At 63.0% G+C, this 15,398-nt stretch carries 14 protein-coding genes; 6 read left to right on the top strand and 8 right to left on the bottom strand.

The window, feature by feature from the left end; genetic code table 11:
• Positions 1 to 29 precede the first annotated feature (29 nt).
• The 8 genes from Q6D67_RS09355 to Q6D67_RS09320 all read right to left on the bottom strand — a co-directional run bounded on the left by Q6D67_RS09355 (position 30) and on the right by Q6D67_RS09320 (position 12,385).
• Positions 30 to 1,910, bottom strand: coding sequence for a DUF3604 domain-containing protein (locus Q6D67_RS09355; RefSeq protein WP_304705338.1), 1,881 nt, complete (start codon positions 1,908 to 1,910; stop codon positions 30 to 32).
• Between the two features lie 34 nt (positions 1,911 to 1,944).
• Positions 1,945 to 2,790: an oxidoreductase gene (locus tag Q6D67_RS09350; RefSeq protein WP_304705337.1), complete on the bottom strand. Its 846-nt coding sequence runs from the start codon at positions 2,788 to 2,790 to the stop codon at positions 1,945 to 1,947.
• 1 nt (position 2,791) lies between these two features.
• Positions 2,792 to 4,039 (bottom strand): hypothetical protein, encoded by a 1,248-nt coding sequence (locus tag Q6D67_RS09345; RefSeq protein ID WP_304705336.1) that lies wholly within the window; start codon positions 4,037 to 4,039, stop codon positions 2,792 to 2,794.
• A gap of 23 nt (positions 4,040 to 4,062) precedes the next feature.
• Complete coding sequence (locus Q6D67_RS09340) at positions 4,063 to 6,456, bottom strand: TonB-dependent receptor (protein ID WP_304705335.1); 2,394 nt, start codon at positions 6,454 to 6,456, stop codon at positions 4,063 to 4,065.
• A gap of 160 nt (positions 6,457 to 6,616) precedes the next feature.
• A complete protein-coding gene (locus tag Q6D67_RS09335; RefSeq protein ID WP_304705334.1) occupies positions 6,617 to 8,947 on the bottom strand; it encodes an arylsulfatase in 2,331 nt (776 codons plus the stop codon).
• A gap of 15 nt (positions 8,948 to 8,962) precedes the next feature.
• Complete coding sequence (locus Q6D67_RS09330; RefSeq protein ID WP_304705333.1) at positions 8,963 to 9,952, bottom strand: MarR family transcriptional regulator; 990 nt, start codon at positions 9,950 to 9,952, stop codon at positions 8,963 to 8,965.
• A 60-nt stretch (positions 9,953 to 10,012) separates the two neighbouring features.
• Complete coding sequence (locus Q6D67_RS09325; RefSeq protein WP_304705332.1) at positions 10,013 to 11,314, bottom strand: MFS transporter; 1,302 nt, start codon at positions 11,312 to 11,314, stop codon at positions 10,013 to 10,015.
• Positions 11,315 to 11,371: 57 nt separating this feature from the next.
• Positions 11,372 to 12,385 carry an LLM class F420-dependent oxidoreductase gene (locus Q6D67_RS09320; protein ID WP_304705331.1) on the bottom strand — a complete coding sequence of 338 codons (1,014 nt, stop codon included), beginning with the start codon at positions 12,383 to 12,385 and terminating at the stop codon, positions 11,372 to 11,374.
• Between the two features lie 182 nt (positions 12,386 to 12,567).
• On the opposite strand from Q6D67_RS09320, the gene moaC reads away from it, so the two are divergent.
• Genes moaC through bcp form a run of 6 tightly spaced genes read left to right on the top strand, consistent with a single transcriptional unit; the run spans position 12,568 to position 15,397 of the window.
• Positions 12,568 to 13,056 carry a cyclic pyranopterin monophosphate synthase MoaC gene (gene moaC, locus Q6D67_RS09315; protein WP_304705330.1) on the top strand — a complete coding sequence of 163 codons (489 nt, stop codon included), beginning with the start codon at positions 12,568 to 12,570 and terminating at the stop codon, positions 13,054 to 13,056.
• On the top strand, positions 13,056 to 13,307 hold the full coding sequence (gene moaD / locus Q6D67_RS09310) for a molybdopterin converting factor subunit 1 (protein WP_304705329.1): 252 nt from the start codon (positions 13,056 to 13,058) through the stop codon (positions 13,305 to 13,307). Before moaC ends, moaD begins: the two co-directional genes overlap by 1 nt.
• Before the next feature lie 3 nt (positions 13,308 to 13,310).
• Complete coding sequence (moaE, locus tag Q6D67_RS09305; protein WP_304705328.1) at positions 13,311 to 13,790, top strand: molybdopterin synthase catalytic subunit MoaE; 480 nt, start codon at positions 13,311 to 13,313, stop codon at positions 13,788 to 13,790.
• Positions 13,791 to 13,831: 41 nt separating this feature from the next.
• A complete protein-coding gene (locus Q6D67_RS09300) occupies positions 13,832 to 14,311 on the top strand; it encodes a flavin reductase family protein (RefSeq protein ID WP_304705327.1) in 480 nt (159 codons plus the stop codon).
• Positions 14,312 to 14,329: 18 nt separating this feature from the next.
• Positions 14,330 to 14,875 (top strand): NUDIX hydrolase, encoded by a 546-nt coding sequence (locus tag Q6D67_RS09295; RefSeq protein WP_304705432.1) that lies wholly within the window; start codon positions 14,330 to 14,332, stop codon positions 14,873 to 14,875.
• Positions 14,876 to 14,920: 45 nt separating this feature from the next.
• Complete coding sequence (bcp, locus tag Q6D67_RS09290) at positions 14,921 to 15,397, top strand: thioredoxin-dependent thiol peroxidase (protein WP_304705326.1); 477 nt, start codon at positions 14,921 to 14,923, stop codon at positions 15,395 to 15,397.
• Position 15,398 lies beyond the last annotated feature (1 nt).

The raw sequence follows: 15,398 nt of genomic DNA, 5'->3' as shown, positions 1-15,398 counted from the left end.
CCGGCACCCGCCGCGCCGGCCAGGCAGGGTCAGGGTGCAGGCCGGTACCAGATCGGTGAGGTGTAGGCGCGCTCCTGGTGTACCAGCTCGGTGCCGGGTGGGATGTTGGCATCCAGTCGCACCTGATCGTGCAGGGTCCAGCGCGGGGTTGGAATCTCCAGTACCCGCGCGTAGTAGACGGCCGGCTGGGAGGGGTCAAAATCGGGGTCGGTCCACACCGTCGCCAGCTCGGCATCGCCAATCGTGTTGGCATAGCTGGCGCGGGCCAGGTCGACGGTGTCGCCAACTGCTTCCAGCTTGCCCGCCTCATTCCTGCGGCGCTGACCGGCCCAGACGACGTCATAGATTTTTTCCCGGGGCTCACCCCAGCGGTCCACCCAGCCCTTCACCACCTGGATCCGGTCCAGGTTGGCGCCGTCCGGCTCCTTGAGCGCGGAGAGCATGAACACGGGTGCCTTGCCGGCTGCGGCTGGCGACGGCAGTTCCCCGCCCATGGGGACACCTTTCTGGTAACCGCGCAGGGCAGGGTGGGGCCCGGCGAGATCATCCGCCGTGTACTCCCAGCCGCCGAAGAAGCGGACCCGCATACGCGGCCCGGTGGTGGCATACACCTCGCGCCGGCGCATGGCATCGAACAGGGCCTCCCGCGTGTTCTCCATTGCCCAGACGGCGGCGTAGCCGGATGCGAGCTGCATGGCGCTGTTCATTTCGGCTTCCGGGATACCCCAGAGTTTGCTGGCGCGATCCGGTGACGGTTCATGGGTCACCATCTTGCCCCAGTAGTTGTCTTCCTCTACCGCGGCCAGCGCGGTGTGCGAGTCGCTGCTGCCGATCATCCCGAACTGGAAGGGATTCACCCCGATCCGCTGTTCCAGTTGCAGCCCCAGCTGCAGGGCAGGGCGTGCGTACTGGTAGCGCTGCATGCTGTCCTGCTGGGGGTCACTCATGTCGATATTGAACTGGTCCCAGGTGCCGTAGTCGGCAAATTCATCGGTGGGCGACAGCAGCGGGTGGGCCTCGCTGTCACCCTTGATCTGGGTGACTTCAATCAGCGGCTCCCAGCGCATGCGCTCGCGGGCGTAGTCTGCACTCATCGCTGCGCCGCTGGAGGTGCTCGGTGCGAACATCAGTCCGCCGCTCAGGTTGCTGTTGTGGGGAATGGCCAGGGCCTGGCCGCCGGTGCTGTCTTCGTAGTCTGCCAGATAGCGCCAGAGCGCTTCCGGATCATCGCTGTCGAAGGCGGAGAACGGAGTGACCTGGTTGGCCCGGTCGGCGCCGTCGCGCAGCACGACCACCCGGTGCAGGTTATTGCCGTCGGGCATCGACGACCACTCGAAACCGACAAAGGCGGTAAATATGCCGGGCGTGTTCGCCTCGTCGGCAATGCGGTTGTTTTCCTCCCAGGGGGAGGGCAGCGAGTCGGGAAGGGTAACCAGGGGGCTGCCCGCGGCATACGAGGCACCGATGTCCAGCATCATGCGCCCGAAGCCGATAGCATCACCGGCAGTGAGCACCTCGCGCCAATTCCGGGCGGTTTCGTTTTCGAGAATCGCGGGCTCGCCGGCGCGGATCAGGGGCATGATACCCAGGTACTCGGCGTGGTCCGATACCACCAGGAAATCCAGCGGCCGGTTGATCCTGGCCTGCATGCCGTTGGTAGCCGTTACGGTTTCGCCGCGGGCAAAGCGGTAGGCGTGCTCGGGCCCGAGGTCCCGGGCGCCAAACAGGTTGGCATCCAGGGAGACCGAGGTGTGCAGGTGAGTGTCGCCCCAGAATACCTGGTTGGGGTAGTCCTGGCCCTGCCAGGGTGAATAGCTTGCATTGTCGGCGGGGGCTTCAGCAGCCGCGCCTGCGGCAGCGAGTGCGGTTGCTGCAACGAGTGTACCCAGACGCAGTGTGGTCGGTCGCATCGTGACTCCTCTTGTTATCGGTAAGGCTACAGGCTTAAGCGGCGGGATAGTCGGCCGCCGTGGTGAGCGTTTCCAGCCGATCCAGCCCGGCGCTGACGTCCCTCAGTTTATCCCGGTAAGTCGCCAGGGCTCCTGCCCCCAGCACCAGTTGTGCCGGTGCTTCCGGCATAGTGTACAGGTCGACGAAAATCTGCGCCGCCCGCACTGGATCGCCCGGCTGCTTGCCGTCGATGGCCGCAATCATGTCCAGTCGCTTATGCACATGTTTGTAGTCATCGATGCTGACCCCGGAGCGCTGCATGGAGCGGCCCGACCAATCGGTGCGGAAAGCGCCCGGTTGCACCGAGGTGACGCGGATGCCCAGGGGGCTCACTTCTTTCTGCAGTGCCTCCATCAAGCCTTCCAGGGCATACTTGGAGGCACTGTAGTAGCCGGTACCCGGGTTGGCCATGATGCCGGCCTGGGAGGAATTGTTGATGATGTGGCCGCTGCCCTGGCGACGCATCACCGGCAGCACGGCGCGGGTCAGTGCCAGGGCGCCGAAAAAGTTGATATCGAACAAGGCGCGCACCGCGTCTTCCTCACCCTCCTCGATGGCTGCCACATAGCCGTAGCCCGCGTTGTTGACCAGCGCGTCGATGCGGCCAAAACGGGCGAGCGTGGCGGCGACACAGACTGCAATGTCCTCTGTAGACCCGACATCAAGTTGCAGGGCAATCGCCTGCTCGGGAAAACGTTCACAGATGTCCGCGACCGAGGTCGGGTTGCGCGCGGTTACCGCGACCAGGGCGCCGCCCTCCAGCGCAGCGAGCGCGATCTCCCGGCCAAAACCGGTGGAGCAGCCCGAGATGAGCCAGACAGAGTCTTTTAGCGTCGGCATGTTATTCCTCCAGCCGCCAGGCGTAACTCTGTGCCCTTTTTTCCAACTGCTGTTGCCGCTCCCCGGGTGTCAGCCAGTGATGTTTTCCGCTCAGCTCTTGTTGCAGCTGGTTCAGCGCTACCAGACGCTGGCGCACGCCAAGGTCGGCGCCGGGCGTGCCGTCGGCGAACTCTGCCCAGCGCAGGGTCAGGATGCCCTCGTCGAGATCCGAAGGATCCAGCCAGTTATGCACACCCGGGTCCCGCAGGCTGAGGACGAAGGTGTAGGTCCCGTCCGGATTGGCGCGGGACTGGTGCCGGTTCAGGCAGCCGGTGCGGTCGGTGATCTGGTTGCTGGTACCCCAGATATTGGTGATGGGCGCGATAAAGTAGTCGGCGCCACCGAGGTTGACGTCCAGCACCATGGCGGTGTCTGGGTCGGGCAGCCGGAAATAACCCATGATATAAATCTGGTTGCGCAGGGCACCGTCGCTGTCGCGGTCGATGGTGAACTCGAAGGCGTTGACCGGGCCGTCCATTGCCTGCCGGTTCCAGCGGGTGGTGGATTCCGCCCAGCGCTGCATGTAGGTCTTGACCCGCTCCAGGTTCTCCGCCTCGCTGAAGGGCTGACGCGGGGGCGCGGGCTCCAGCAATTCGATCGACAGTTCGTTGGCCCGATCAGAGCCCCAGTTGGCAATCACATCGCGAATATAGAACTCGTGGCTACCGGGGGGCGTCTGCACATGGTTGCGGCGTCCATCCGCGGCGCTGGCGTCCACGGTCACCTCGAAGCGCCCGTCGGCGTCGACCACCAGGTCCTTGCCATCGAGCAGGCCGAGGGTCTGCATCTCCGGCCCCCACAGCGTGAAGTAGTTTTCCACCAGCCGTTGCTCGGCGACCCGGCCGCGGATCAGGTAGCGATATTCGTGGCTCACCGGTATTACCCGGTAGATAGAGTCGGGGTTGTCGATCCCCCAGCGGCTGCCGGGAATGTCCTGGCCAGCGAGCCGGTGGGGCAGCCGACTGATGGTAATGACCTTCGGGTACAGCGGGTCCTGGTTCAGCGCCCACACCGTGGCACCGAACATCACTTCCTCGAAGGCCCAGTCGAAGCAGCTGCGCATGGTTGCGCTGGGAGCCGCGTGCTCAAGCCAGAACTCGCGCACCTGCTCCCGGGCGGCGACGATGTCCGGGTGCTGATAATAGCTCAGCGCCAGTAGTTCATGCTGGCGCTGCTCCGGGGTATTGATGGGATTGTTGCTTCCCTGCATTTTTACGCTCCGTAGGTGTATGGTTAAAACTCGTAGACGACATCCAGCCCGTACATGCGCGGCAAGATGAACGAGTCGGTGGCGAAGCCGAGGGCTCCGAAATCAATGCCCCATTCCCGATAGCCCTTGTCCGCCAGATTCTTGCCCCAGGCAGAGACACGCAGCGAACCGGAGCCGACCTCGATATTCGTCAGGCTTGCGCGGGCGTTGATCAGCGTCTGCTTGCCCGCGGAGTCGTACAGGTTGTTGATGGGGTGAAAATAGCGCTCACTGTTGTAGGAGGCATCCGCCTGCAACACCAGCTGGCCGAAAGAGAATGGCTCGAAGGTGTACTCGGCGATCAGGCTGGCATTGTGCCGCGGTGTATGGATCGTCTCGGCTATGTCGGAGATATCGACGTTTTCCGTGCCACTCCCGACGCCGGTCACCGGATTGCTGGGCGTGGTGTCGAACTCCTTGATGTCGTTGTCTATGAAGCCGTAACTGGCCTTCAGCAACAGCCCGGTGACGGGAATCAGGGCGGCCTCGAGCTCCACGCCCATGGCTTCCGTTTTCCCGGCATTGGCGATAATGGACGAGGCGCCACCGGAGCCAGCCTCAAACTGGGTTACCTGCTTGTCTTCGTAGACATAGTGGAAGAGGGCCGCGTTGAGCCGCAGCTTTTGCTGCCACAGGTCGGACTTCACCCCCAACTCGTAGGAGGTTACGTTCTCCTCGTCGAACGGTGTGGCGAAGGCGCTGGAGCTTGCGGCACGGGCATTGAAGCCGCCTGAGCGGAACCCCCGGGAGAGAGTGAAATAGGTGTTAAGCGTGTCACTCGGTGCATAGCTGACGGTGAGAGCCGGGGTCACATTGGACCAGGAGTCATCGCCAACGACTTCTTCGATGCCTTCATTGCGCTGAATGTTCGAATTGCGCAGGAACGCGGTCTTGTTGTCGCGGGTATAGCGCAGGCCCACGGTGACATCCACCTGTTCAGTCGCAGCGTAGGTCAACTGGCTGTAGGCCGCCACTGAGTCGTTGTCAGCGCCGTAGACAAACACGGGCGTTCCGAGCAAGGTATCCTTGCCGAAACAGGCCAGTGGGTCGGCAAAGGTCGGGTCCTGGCAGAGGAAGGATTGCGTCCCCTGATCCAGTCCACCATAGGCAAAAATGGCGGGTAGCACGAAAGACTGTGGGTTGTCCTCGTAGGTTTCCTCCTCGAAGTAATACAGGCCCAGAGTGTATTGCAGGCGCTCATTCAGCGCCGTGCCCAGCATCTGGAACTCCTGGGTGAACTGGTCCTGCTTGCTGTCGCGGCTGGCGATAAACAGCGGGACATACTCACCTGCGGGAATAACGCCGCCCATCCCGTTGAGCACGTTTACCCCGTCTGAAGGGAAGCTGCCGTATTCGTTTTCTGTTGTTCCCGAATCCCAGTCGCGATAGGCGGTGATGGACTTCAGGGTGAAGCTGTCGCTGGCCCATTCCACGGTGAGGGCATGGCCCCTGATGGTTGACCAGTTGGCTGCCGTATCCGAAAACGGCATGGGCAGGCTGCTCTGGCGCCGCGGCGAAGCCACCGCCGCGGCCTGGGCATAGATCGGGCCGCCCAGGCCTGCCTGGAAGGGCCGGATATGAACCAGCTGTACAATGGCACCGTTGCTGTCCCGATCCGAATAATCGAATACATAGTCCGCGGTCAGGGCGTCGTTCGGTTGCCAGCGTAGAGCGAACCGCGCCGCCTCGGACTTTTTGGTCTCCCCCAGTTTGTTGTCTGCCTCGGAATTGTCGAGCCAGCCTTCCCGGGTCCAGTGGGTGTAGGACAGGGTCGCGGCAAAGTCCCCATACATCCCCGTATCGACCGAGGTTTCACTGCGGAAGTAGTCATAGTTGCCGACAGAAAGTTTCTGGCTGAAGCCAAACTCTTCACCGGGCTTGCGTGTTACCAGATTGATGGCACCACCAATGGCGTTGCGCCCGTACAGGGTTCCCTGGGGACCGCGCAGGACCTCTATGCGCTCGAGGTTGACGGTATCGAACGACGCTCCGGATATCCGCGCGATATAGACACCGTCGGCGTACAGGCCCACAGTCGGTTCGGTCAACAGGGAGGGGTCGGTGGAGGACATGCCGCGCATGCTGTAGCCGTAATTATCGGAGCTGCCCGGCGGTTTGCGGATCTCCAGGTTGGGCGTATAGAGGGCAACATCGCCAGGCTCCCCGACGCCTATTTGCTGCAGCGCACCAATGTCGAAGGCGGAGACTGCAATCGGCGTCTCCTGCAGGCTTTCCTGGCGTTTCTGTGCGGTGACAACGACTTCTTCCAGTACCTGGGTGCGTACCGTCGCGTCTTGTTGGGCCAGGCTGGGGGCTGCGGCGAGGCAGCAGCTGGCCAGGGTCAGGGTATGCTTGAGCTTGTTATATCTATTATTCATCTCATCGGTCTCCGGTCGCTCGGGTCAAACGGGAATCGTCGTGAGATACCCCGGCAACCACCAAACCAGGCATCGCTCACACCCGCTGATAGTAAACCAGGTATCGTATATTGCAAGTAGAGTCGGCAGGCGGCTGAGGGCGGTTCAGATGTTCAGCCTGTTACCGCAGTTCGATCTCAACGCGACCTATTCGGGCACCGGCGAGCGGGTAACCGACAGTGGCGCCCGGAGGGTAGTTTCCCGCCGGCGAGCCGGTGTCTACGCCAATATCGAAGGTCTCATCAATGGAAAAGAATCCCGGCGGCGTGGCGGGTGTCCGCTGCTGCCCCAGGGTGTCGTCACCCAGCATCAGAGTGAACTGTCCGCCCCGGCCGTAACCGCCGCCGTCATAGTCGAATACGAGTGTTAGGCGCTGTTCACCCGGCTGCAATGGCTCTTGCCCTGCGATCCTGATCCTGGCGACCTCGAACACCCGGTACTCGAACACGGGTCGGCTGTCCCCATCCAGATACAGGGACCAGCCGCTGCCGGTCGCGCCCAACGCTGCAATGACGCCCTGCGGCGGTCTGTTGCCTTTCGCGGCAACCACCACTTCAGCCTGCAGTTGCCAGGAACGATTGACCATGCCCGGCGCGCCGCTTTCGGGAATCGCGACCGCGCCTTCGTAAAAGGTGAAGCGCTCGCGATTGCTGCGCAGGCTGGGCAGTGGCGCGCTGCTGCGAACCGCCAGCGCGTTGCGCAGGGGCAGGATTCCGACGCGCTCTGCTTCACTGTGAAACAACGCCTGCAGTGTGCGCAACTTGTCAGGCATTTCCTGCGCCAGATCCCTGCTTTGACTGAAGTCCTGTTCCAGATGGTAGAGCTCCCAGGTGTCGTCCTCGAAAGGCGTGGGAGACACCGGCAAGCCGACATCCCAGGGCAGCATGCTGTGGCGCGCCGAGGCCAGCCATCCTTCGTGATAGATCGAGCGATGGCCGTGGACTTCGAAATACTGGGTAAGCTTGTGCTCTGGCGCTTCGGGGTCGGCAAAGCTGGGCAAGAGGCTGGCGCCATCCATGGGCAACTGCCGGGCGCCGTCAACCATCTCAGGCTGCGACAGGCCAACAGCGTCGAGAATGGTGGGCGTGATGTCGTTGACATGGGAGAACTGGCTGCGCAGCCCGCCCTGGTCGCGGATACGCTGTGGCCAGCTTACAACCATTGGCGTACGGGTTCCGCCGAGGTGGGAGGCAACCTGCTTGACCCAGGGGAAGGGGGCGTTGGTCGCCCAGGCCCACCCCGCCGGGTACAGGGCAAAGCTGTTGGGTCCGCCAATGTCGTCGAGTTGCTCAAGCTGCCGCGAGAGCGGTTCCTGCATGCCCTGCAGGGCGCCCAGATAATTGGTACTGCCCTTGTTGCCGGCAGCGCCCTCGCCGCCGTTGTCGCCGACCACATAGATGAACAGGGTGTTGTCGAACAGGTCGAGCGCTTGCAGGGTATCCACTATCCGGCCGACCTGGGCGTCGGTGTGACTCAGGAAACCGGCGAAGGCTTCCATCATCCGGGCGGCCACGATCTGCTCCTTTGAGCCAAGACTATCCCAGGCCTGAATACCCTCGTGACGCGGCGTCAGGCGCGCATCGGCGGGAATGACCCCGAGCGCCTTCTGGCGCTGGAATGTGTCCTCCCGCAGCGTGTCCCAACCCTGGGTGAACTGTCCGCGGTAGCGGCTGATCCACGACTGCGGAACCTGCAGCGGTGCGTGCGTGGCGCCGGGCGCAAAGTAGAGAAAAAACGGCCGCTCGGGGGCCAGGGAGTTTTGCAACTTCATCCAGCGTACGGCCTGTTCCGCCAGATCTTCGGTCAGGTGATAGTTTTCTCCCGGCGGGCGGCGCACCGCGGTGGTCCCCTCGTACAGCGTGGGTTCAAACTGATCGGTCTCGCCGCCCAGGAAGCCATAGAACTTCTCGAAGCCCTGGCCCACGGGCCAGCGGTCGAAAGGCCCGATTGGCGAAGCTTCCCAGTCGGGTACCAGATGCCATTTGCCAAACAACGCCGTGCTGTAGCCGCTGCTGCGCAGTATTTCGGCGATGGTCGCGGTCTCGGGTTGCAGTACTCCCTGATAGCCCGGGTAGGCATTGGAAGAGTTGATCACTGCACCGACATTGGCGACATGGGAGTCGCGGCCGGTGAGCAGGGAGGCTCGCGTCGGCGAGCACAGCGCCGTCGTGTGAAAACGGTTGTAGCGCAGGCCGGAGCGGGCGAGTCGTTCCAGCGTAGGGGTTTGGGCGGGGCCACCAAAGGTGCTTGCGGCACCGAATCCCACATCGTCCAGCAGGATTACCACGACGTTGGGTGCGTCGGGCGGGGCTCGCCTGACCTCGACCTGCGGTGCCGGATCTGCGGCCGCCGCTGCCAGGTTGTTGGCTGCAGCGCACAGGAGCATGCAGGCGAGCACCAGGCGTAAAACCGGGTGGCTCCCGTGCCTGCGCTCGATTGGGGCAATATTCATTTCATGATCTCCGTGTTAAAGCCTCGCCGGACTGGACAGTGGCACGCTGAGGCCGAGAGCGCTGGCGGCGTGCGCCAGGCTTGTCTGCAGGTACTGGAGCTTCCGCCGACCGACAACGCTGCTGTAGTCTGCCTCGATGCTGGCGAAAGCAGCCAGCAAGGCGGCAATGAAAGCGTGACCTTGAGCGCTGAAAGCGACCCGACGCACCCGCTTGTCCCGGGAGTCTACCGCCACAGTGATATACCCCAGACGCTGCAGTGACGCAACTTGCTTGCCCGTAGCCTGTAGTGTAATGCCCGCTGATTCGGAGAGTTGCGACAGGGTCATGCCGCTCAGGCTCAGGTGGCTGACCACGGCGAGATGGTCGATGCGCACACCGGTGTGCCCCGCAGCCTCCACGATGCGGGCGCAGCGTCGGTGATAATCATCCCCAAGCAGCTGCAGATAGCGGCCGATGTTGTGGGATACATAGGTTTTCCTGTTGCTGCGGGGCTTTTCCGGCCGCACCGAATGCAGGGCCTGCTGGCCACTGAGCGTGATCTCAATATCAAGCGCGGTCAGGAATTCATACAGTCTCAGCTCGAGGGCTTGCAGGGCCTCGGCGCCGATGGCCCTGGAATACACCCGGTAGATACTTTCAATGATCGCGCTTGACTGTTGCAGCAGCTGGATACCTCGCGGCGTGTAGCTGATCAGCCGTGCGCGTGCATCCTCCGGGTCCGGTCGCTGCTGGATCAGCCCCATGGCCATCACAGGTGCTACCAGTTTGGCCATGGCCCTGTGGGTGATGCCGGCGCGAGCGGCCAGTACGGTGAGCCGGGTGCCACCGAGTTCGAGATTGCGCAGGACAGCCCCGTGTACGGGGCGGATCTCGGTGTAGCCTTGCAGGTGATAGGCCGCCAGTACTCTGCCGGAAAAGTCATCGGCGAGCGCCACCAGCCTGTGTCCCAGATTGCGCTGGCGCGCGGCGTCCAGGGCTGCCTGTGAAATAGCTGCCGCGGTCACGCCAGGATCCGCGCGCGGCTTGGCGACAGAATCACGGTTCGCTGCCGCCGGTGCGCAGCTTCAGACCACCGCCAGGGCATCCCGGTCACTCTTGCGCTTGGCCAGGTCAGCCGGCAACTTGCGGGCTCCCAGGTAGAATAGCGCAATCGCAACCAGCGCGGTCATGGAGGCCAGGACCATGGCATAGCGCAGGCTCTGGTCGCCAAAGCGAGGGGCCAGCAGGTCGCTGGTCAGGCCGGTGAGAAAGGGGCCGAGGCCAAGCCCGATCATGTTCAACACGAAGAACAGGATGGCGGAGGTCAGGGCGCGCATTGACGGCGGCACCAGGGCGTGGGACATGGCGATGCAGGGGCCCAGGTACAGCGCGGTGAGGATGTTGGTGAAAACCAGAATGATCAGCAGGTGCGTGGTGTTGTCTGTGAGCAACACATAGAGGTACGGGCCAAAGGCGATGAGAGCGCCATACATTGGGACCCAAAGGTACCAGCGCGGGTCGCGAGCGCCAAAGCGATCACCCAGGTAACCGCCCAGATAGGTGCCCACCGCACCGCCGATGCCGGACACCAGAGCAAGCACCACCCCAACCTGGGCGATGCTGAGGCCATGGTTGCGGATCAGGAAGGAGGGAAAGAAGTTGCCGACGCCATAACCGACAAAGGCCATGAGCGCACAGCCCACGGCGATGTACCAGAACGAAGGCAGCTGTTTCAGCACCGCCATGGTTTCGGCGAAGCTTGGCCGATGCGCGGTCTCGGCCGCCGTGTCCCAGCGCCCCCGGATAGGCTCCTGCACCGTGAGCCGCAGCACCACGGCGAAAATCACCCCGGGAATGCCCACTACCAGGAAGGCCGTGCGCCAGCCAAAGGCTTCAGCAATCATGCCGCCGAAGGCAAAGCCAAACAGGATGCCGATGTAGATGCCCATGGAGTAGAACGACAGGGCACGCCCGCGCTGTTCCGGGGGGAAGTAGTCGCTGATCATGGAGTGGGCCGGTGGGCTGCCGCCCGCCTCGCCGAGGCCGACACCGATGCGCGCCGCCAGCAGCTGGCCGTAGTTTTGCACGAAGCCGGAAAGGGCGGTCATGCCGCTCCACACCGCCAGAGCCAGGGACACGATGTTGCGGCGGTTGCCGCGATCGGCCCAGTAGGCGATCGGAATGCCGGCGGTCACGTAGATCAGGGCAAAACTGAAGCCGCTGAGCAGCCCGAGCTGGGCGTCAGACAGGCCCATGTCGGCCTTGATCGGCTCCTGCAGGATGACCAGAATCTGGCGATCGACGAAATTGAAGGCGTAGACAATGGTCAGCATGACCAGGACAAAACGTTTGTAACCGGCCGAATAATCCTGTGCCGTCTGGCTCACGGTGTGGCTTCCTTGTGTTTTTTATGTCCCGCCAATATAACCGCTGTGCAGGTCAGGTCAAAGGACGAGCTCCGCCATGTTTCGCAGCAATGTGCTGTCGCCGTTGATCAGCAGGCTGGTGACGGGCGAATTCTCCCAGTCGCGGATTTTTTCCCGGATCCTGTCCCGGGGGCCACAGAGAGAGATCTCGTCGGCAAACTGGTCCGGGACCAGGGCGATGGCCTCGTCGCGTTTGCCGGCAAAGAACAGCTCCTGGATCTGCTCGGCTTCATCGGCAAAGCCCATCCGCGCCATCAGTTCCTTGTGGAAGTTGCGCGCCTTCGAGCCCATGCCGCCAATGTAGAACCCCAGCATGGCCTTGACCGGGTAGAGTGCTTCATCGAGGTTGTCATTGATGTTGCACAACACCAGGGCGGGGATCTCGAAGCCGGGTTTGGCATTGCGCAGCTGATCGGCATAGACCTCCTGCCGGTAGGGGGAGTAGTACAGGGGTAGCCAGCCATCGGCGATTTCCGCTGTCTGCTCGACATTCTTTGGCCCCTCGGCGCCGATGAATATCGGCAGGTCGGCCCGCAGCGGGTGGACGATGGACTTCAGGGGCTTGCCCATGCCCCAGGCACCCGGGCCCTGGTAGGGCAGGGGATAGAACTCGCTATCACTGGTAACCGGAGCCTGCCGCGCCAGCACCTGGCGGATGATGTCGACGTAGTCGCGGGTTCGGGTTACCGGTTTGCTGTAGGGTGCCCCGTACCAGCCTTCGACCACCTGCGGGCCGGAGACTCCCAGGCCCAGGATCATGCGCCCGCCAGACAGGTGATCCAGGGCCAGTGCGGCCATGGCGCAGGCGGTCGGGGTGCGGGCGGAGAGCTGGGCCACGGCCGTGCCCAGGCGGATCCGTGAGGTCTGGCTGCCGATCCAGGCCAGCGGCGTGAAGCAGTCGTTGCCCCAGGACTCCGCCACCCACACCGAGTCAAAATCCAGCCGCTCCGCTTCCTGGGCCAGCGCCACCAGATTTGGCGGCGGCTGTGCGCCCCAGTAGCCCAGCTGCAATCCCAGAGAGAGTTTGCTCATGCCTCGTATCCTTGTGCGGGTATGGATTGTTTAACTGGGGCCTACTCTAACCGATTATGGGGAGCCGGCAAGGCGCCAAAACGGCCATGCTGGCTGGCACAAGCGCTCAGTGCCGGTGTTAATCTGGCAGCTGATTGGATACACTCTCGCCGCTGTAATGGGCGACATGGGAATAGCAGGCAATGGCGGAACTGACGCATCTGGACGCGTCGGGCACGGCCCGCATGGTGGACGTGGGGGGCAAGCCCGAAACTCGGCGCGAAGCGGTTGCGACAGCGCGCGTGTGCATGCAGCCGGAGACCATGCGTCTGCTGCAAGCCGGCGCACATGCCAAGGGCGACGTACTGACAGTGGCCCGTATCGCCGGCATTCAGGCCGCCAAGAAGTGCGCGGACCTGATTCCCCTGTGCCACCCCCTGATGTTGAGCAGCATCGATGTGGATTTCTCGCTGGACGCGGAAAACAGCGTGGTGCACATCGCCGCGCGCTGTCGGCTTGAGGGCCGGACCGGGGTGGAAATGGAGGCCCTGACCGCTGCCTCGGTGGCCGCCCTGACCATTTATGATATGTGCAAGGCCGTCGACCGGGGCATGGTCATCCGCGATATCTGCCTGGCTGAGAAGCGCGGCGGCAAATCGGGTGACTGGCAGCGCGAGGATGGCGCGGCCTGATGCTGCGGGTCCTGTTTTTTGCGCGAGTGCGCGAGCAGGTCGGCTGCGACAGCCTCGAGCTGCCCTGGTCGGAAGACCGCGCCACGGTGCACGGGCTGCTGTCCGGTTTGTGTCAGCGCGGCCCGCAGTGGCAGGCGGCCCTCGGCCAACCCAACCTGGTGGTCGCGGTGAACCAGCGCGTTGCCGATTCCGCAGCCCGGCTGCAGGCGGGCGACGAGGTGGCATTTTTCCCACCAGTGACCGGCGGCTGAGCAATGGCCACTGCGGCGCTGACCGTACAAGTTCAGGAACAGGCGTTTGATCCCGGAGCGCTACAGCAGGCGCTGGCGAGCGCTGACAGCGGGGCCGTGGTGACGTTTACCGGTCACGTCCGCGGTGGCGCGGGCGCAGCGGCCGTGACCTGCCTGGAACTGGAACACTACCCGGGCATGACCGAGCGCAGCCTGCTGGCGATTCTGGAGGATGCAGCGGCGCGCTGGCCCCTGCTGGCAGCCGCGGTGGTACACCGGGTGGGTCGGTTGGGGCCGGGGGAGCCCATTGTCTGGGTCGGGGTCAGCGCTGCGCACCGGGGTGAGGCCTTTGCGGCCTGTGACTTTATCATGGATTTTCTCAAAACCCGGGCGCCGTTCTGGAAGAAGGAGCACGGCCCCGCAGGTGCGGCCTGGGTAGAGTCTCGCGGCAGTGACGAGGAGCGCGCAGCGCGTTGGCAGCCCTCCACAGACGGTGCCGGGTGAACCGATTTTTGTCGATAACAGTATCTATACGGGAGTAAGACATGGAGTTGGATGTACGTGAACTGCGCAATGCCCTGGGGCGCTTCGCCACCGGCGTGTGTCTGATTACCGCGGTAACCGAGGAGGGAGAAGCCCTGGCGCTCACCGCCAATTCGTTCAGCTCCGTGTCGTTGGACCCGCCGCTGGTGCTGTGGAACCTGCAGAACAATTCGGAGGTGTTTGGGGCCTATTCCGGCGCCAGAAACTATGCGATCAATGTCCTCGCGGGCAACCAGCAGGAGCTGTCCTCCCGCTACGCGCGCAAGGGTGACCATCTGCTGGACCCGGAGCACTTTACTCCGGGCGAGAATGGCGGGGCCCCGATTATTCACGACGCGCTGGTAAGTTTCGAGTGCAGCCTGGACGCCACCCATCCCGGTGGCGATCATCTCATCATCGTCGGGCGTGTGGACGCGATGCACGTACGCCCGGAAGGGGAGCCACTGGTGTTTTTCAGTGGCGCCTATCGCGCACTGGCCTGATAACGGATAGTGGATGTGATGAAGTTCTGTACCAGCTGTGGCGCCGAGGTAAGCCTGCGGATTCCGGAGGGGGATGACCGCGAGCGCTTTGTCTGTATTTCCTGTGAGGCAATCCACTACATCAACCCGCGGGTGATTGTGGGTTGCCTGCCGGTCCACCAGGGCAAGGTCCTGCTGTGCAAGCGCGCCATTGAACCGCGTCGCGACTACTGGACCCTGCCCGCCGGCTTTATGGAAAACGGCGAGACCACGGTGCAGGGTGCAGCACGGGAAACCTGGGAAGAAGCCAGGGCTCGGGTGAGTGACCTCGAGTTGTATCGCATCTTCGATGTGCCTCATATCAGCCAGGTCTACATGTTCTACCGCTGCGAGCTGATTGACGGCGCCTATGGCGTGGGCCCGGAGAGCACCGAGAGTGGCCTGTTTCTCGAGGATGAGATCCCCTGGGACGAGATCGCGTTCCCGGTGATCCACGCAACCCTGAAAGAGTATTTCACCGATGTTGTCACCGGCCGGTTTCCGGTGAGGGTTTCGGCAATCGAACGCAGACGGCCCCCCGGGTAGTGACCCGGAACGTCGGCACAGTCGCAAGCACAAGGAGAGCAGGCAATGGCATTTCCCAAGATTGGTAATCTGGCACCGGCGTTTTCCCTGCCCGACCAGGACGGCAAGACCGTCACCCTGAAGCAGTTCCGCGACAAGAAAAATGTGGTGCTTTATTTCTACCCCAAGGCCATGACTCCAGGTTGTACCGTGCAGGCCTGTGGTATCCGCGACAGTCAGAAAGCGCTGGCCAAGGCAGATACCGTGGTGCTGGGGGTGAGTCCGGATCCGGTCGCGCGGCTGGGCAAGTTCATCGAGAAGCAGGATCTCAACTTCACCCTGCTGTCGGATGAAGACCACGCCGTCGCGGAAAAGTACGGCGCCTGGGGTCTGAAAAAATTCATGGGCAGGGAGTTCATGGGCATCCTTCGCACCAGCTTCATCATCGGCAAGGATGGCCGCCTCAAGCACGTGATGGACAAGGTTGCTACCAAGAGCCATCACGACGATGTCCTGCAACTGATCAAGGAGTTGAAGCTCTAGC

This window comes from Haliea sp. E1-2-M8, from assembly GCF_030649675.1.
Taxonomy (GTDB): domain Bacteria; phylum Pseudomonadota; class Gammaproteobacteria; order Pseudomonadales; family Halieaceae; genus Haliea.
The sequence above is the reverse complement of the archived record's forward strand: the minus strand, read 5'-3'. Positions and strand labels throughout refer to the sequence as shown.

What these genes read in the sequence shown, in the direction of transcription:
- moaE (WP_304705328.1), top strand. Translation starts at nt 13,311, where the DNA reads ATGGCCACTGCGGCGCTGACCGTACAAGTTCAGGAACAGGCGTTTGAT.
- moaC (WP_304705330.1), top strand. Translation starts at nt 12,568, where the DNA reads ATGGCGGAACTGACGCATCTGGACGCGTCGGGCACGGCCCGCATGGTG.
- Q6D67_RS09350 (WP_304705337.1), bottom strand. Translation starts at nt 2,790, where the DNA reads ATGCCGACGCTAAAAGACTCTGTCTGGCTCATCTCGGGCTGCTCCACC.
- Q6D67_RS09295 (WP_304705432.1), top strand. Translation starts at nt 14,330, where the DNA reads ATGAAGTTCTGTACCAGCTGTGGCGCCGAGGTAAGCCTGCGGATTCCG.
- Q6D67_RS09340 (WP_304705335.1), bottom strand. Translation starts at nt 6,456, where the DNA reads ATGAATAATAGATATAACAAGCTCAAGCATACCCTGACCCTGGCCAGC.
- moaD (WP_304705329.1), top strand. Translation starts at nt 13,056, where the DNA reads ATGCTGCGGGTCCTGTTTTTTGCGCGAGTGCGCGAGCAGGTCGGCTGC.
- Q6D67_RS09345 (WP_304705336.1), bottom strand. Translation starts at nt 4,039, where the DNA reads ATGCAGGGAAGCAACAATCCCATCAATACCCCGGAGCAGCGCCAGCAT.
- Q6D67_RS09300 (WP_304705327.1), top strand. Translation starts at nt 13,832, where the DNA reads ATGGAGTTGGATGTACGTGAACTGCGCAATGCCCTGGGGCGCTTCGCC.
- Q6D67_RS09355 (WP_304705338.1), bottom strand. Translation starts at nt 1,910, where the DNA reads ATGCGACCGACCACACTGCGTCTGGGTACACTCGTTGCAGCAACCGCA.
- bcp (WP_304705326.1), top strand. Translation starts at nt 14,921, where the DNA reads ATGGCATTTCCCAAGATTGGTAATCTGGCACCGGCGTTTTCCCTGCCC.
- Q6D67_RS09335 (WP_304705334.1), bottom strand. Translation starts at nt 8,947, where the DNA reads ATGAATATTGCCCCAATCGAGCGCAGGCACGGGAGCCACCCGGTTTTA.
- Q6D67_RS09320 (WP_304705331.1), bottom strand. Translation starts at nt 12,385, where the DNA reads ATGAGCAAACTCTCTCTGGGATTGCAGCTGGGCTACTGGGGCGCACAG.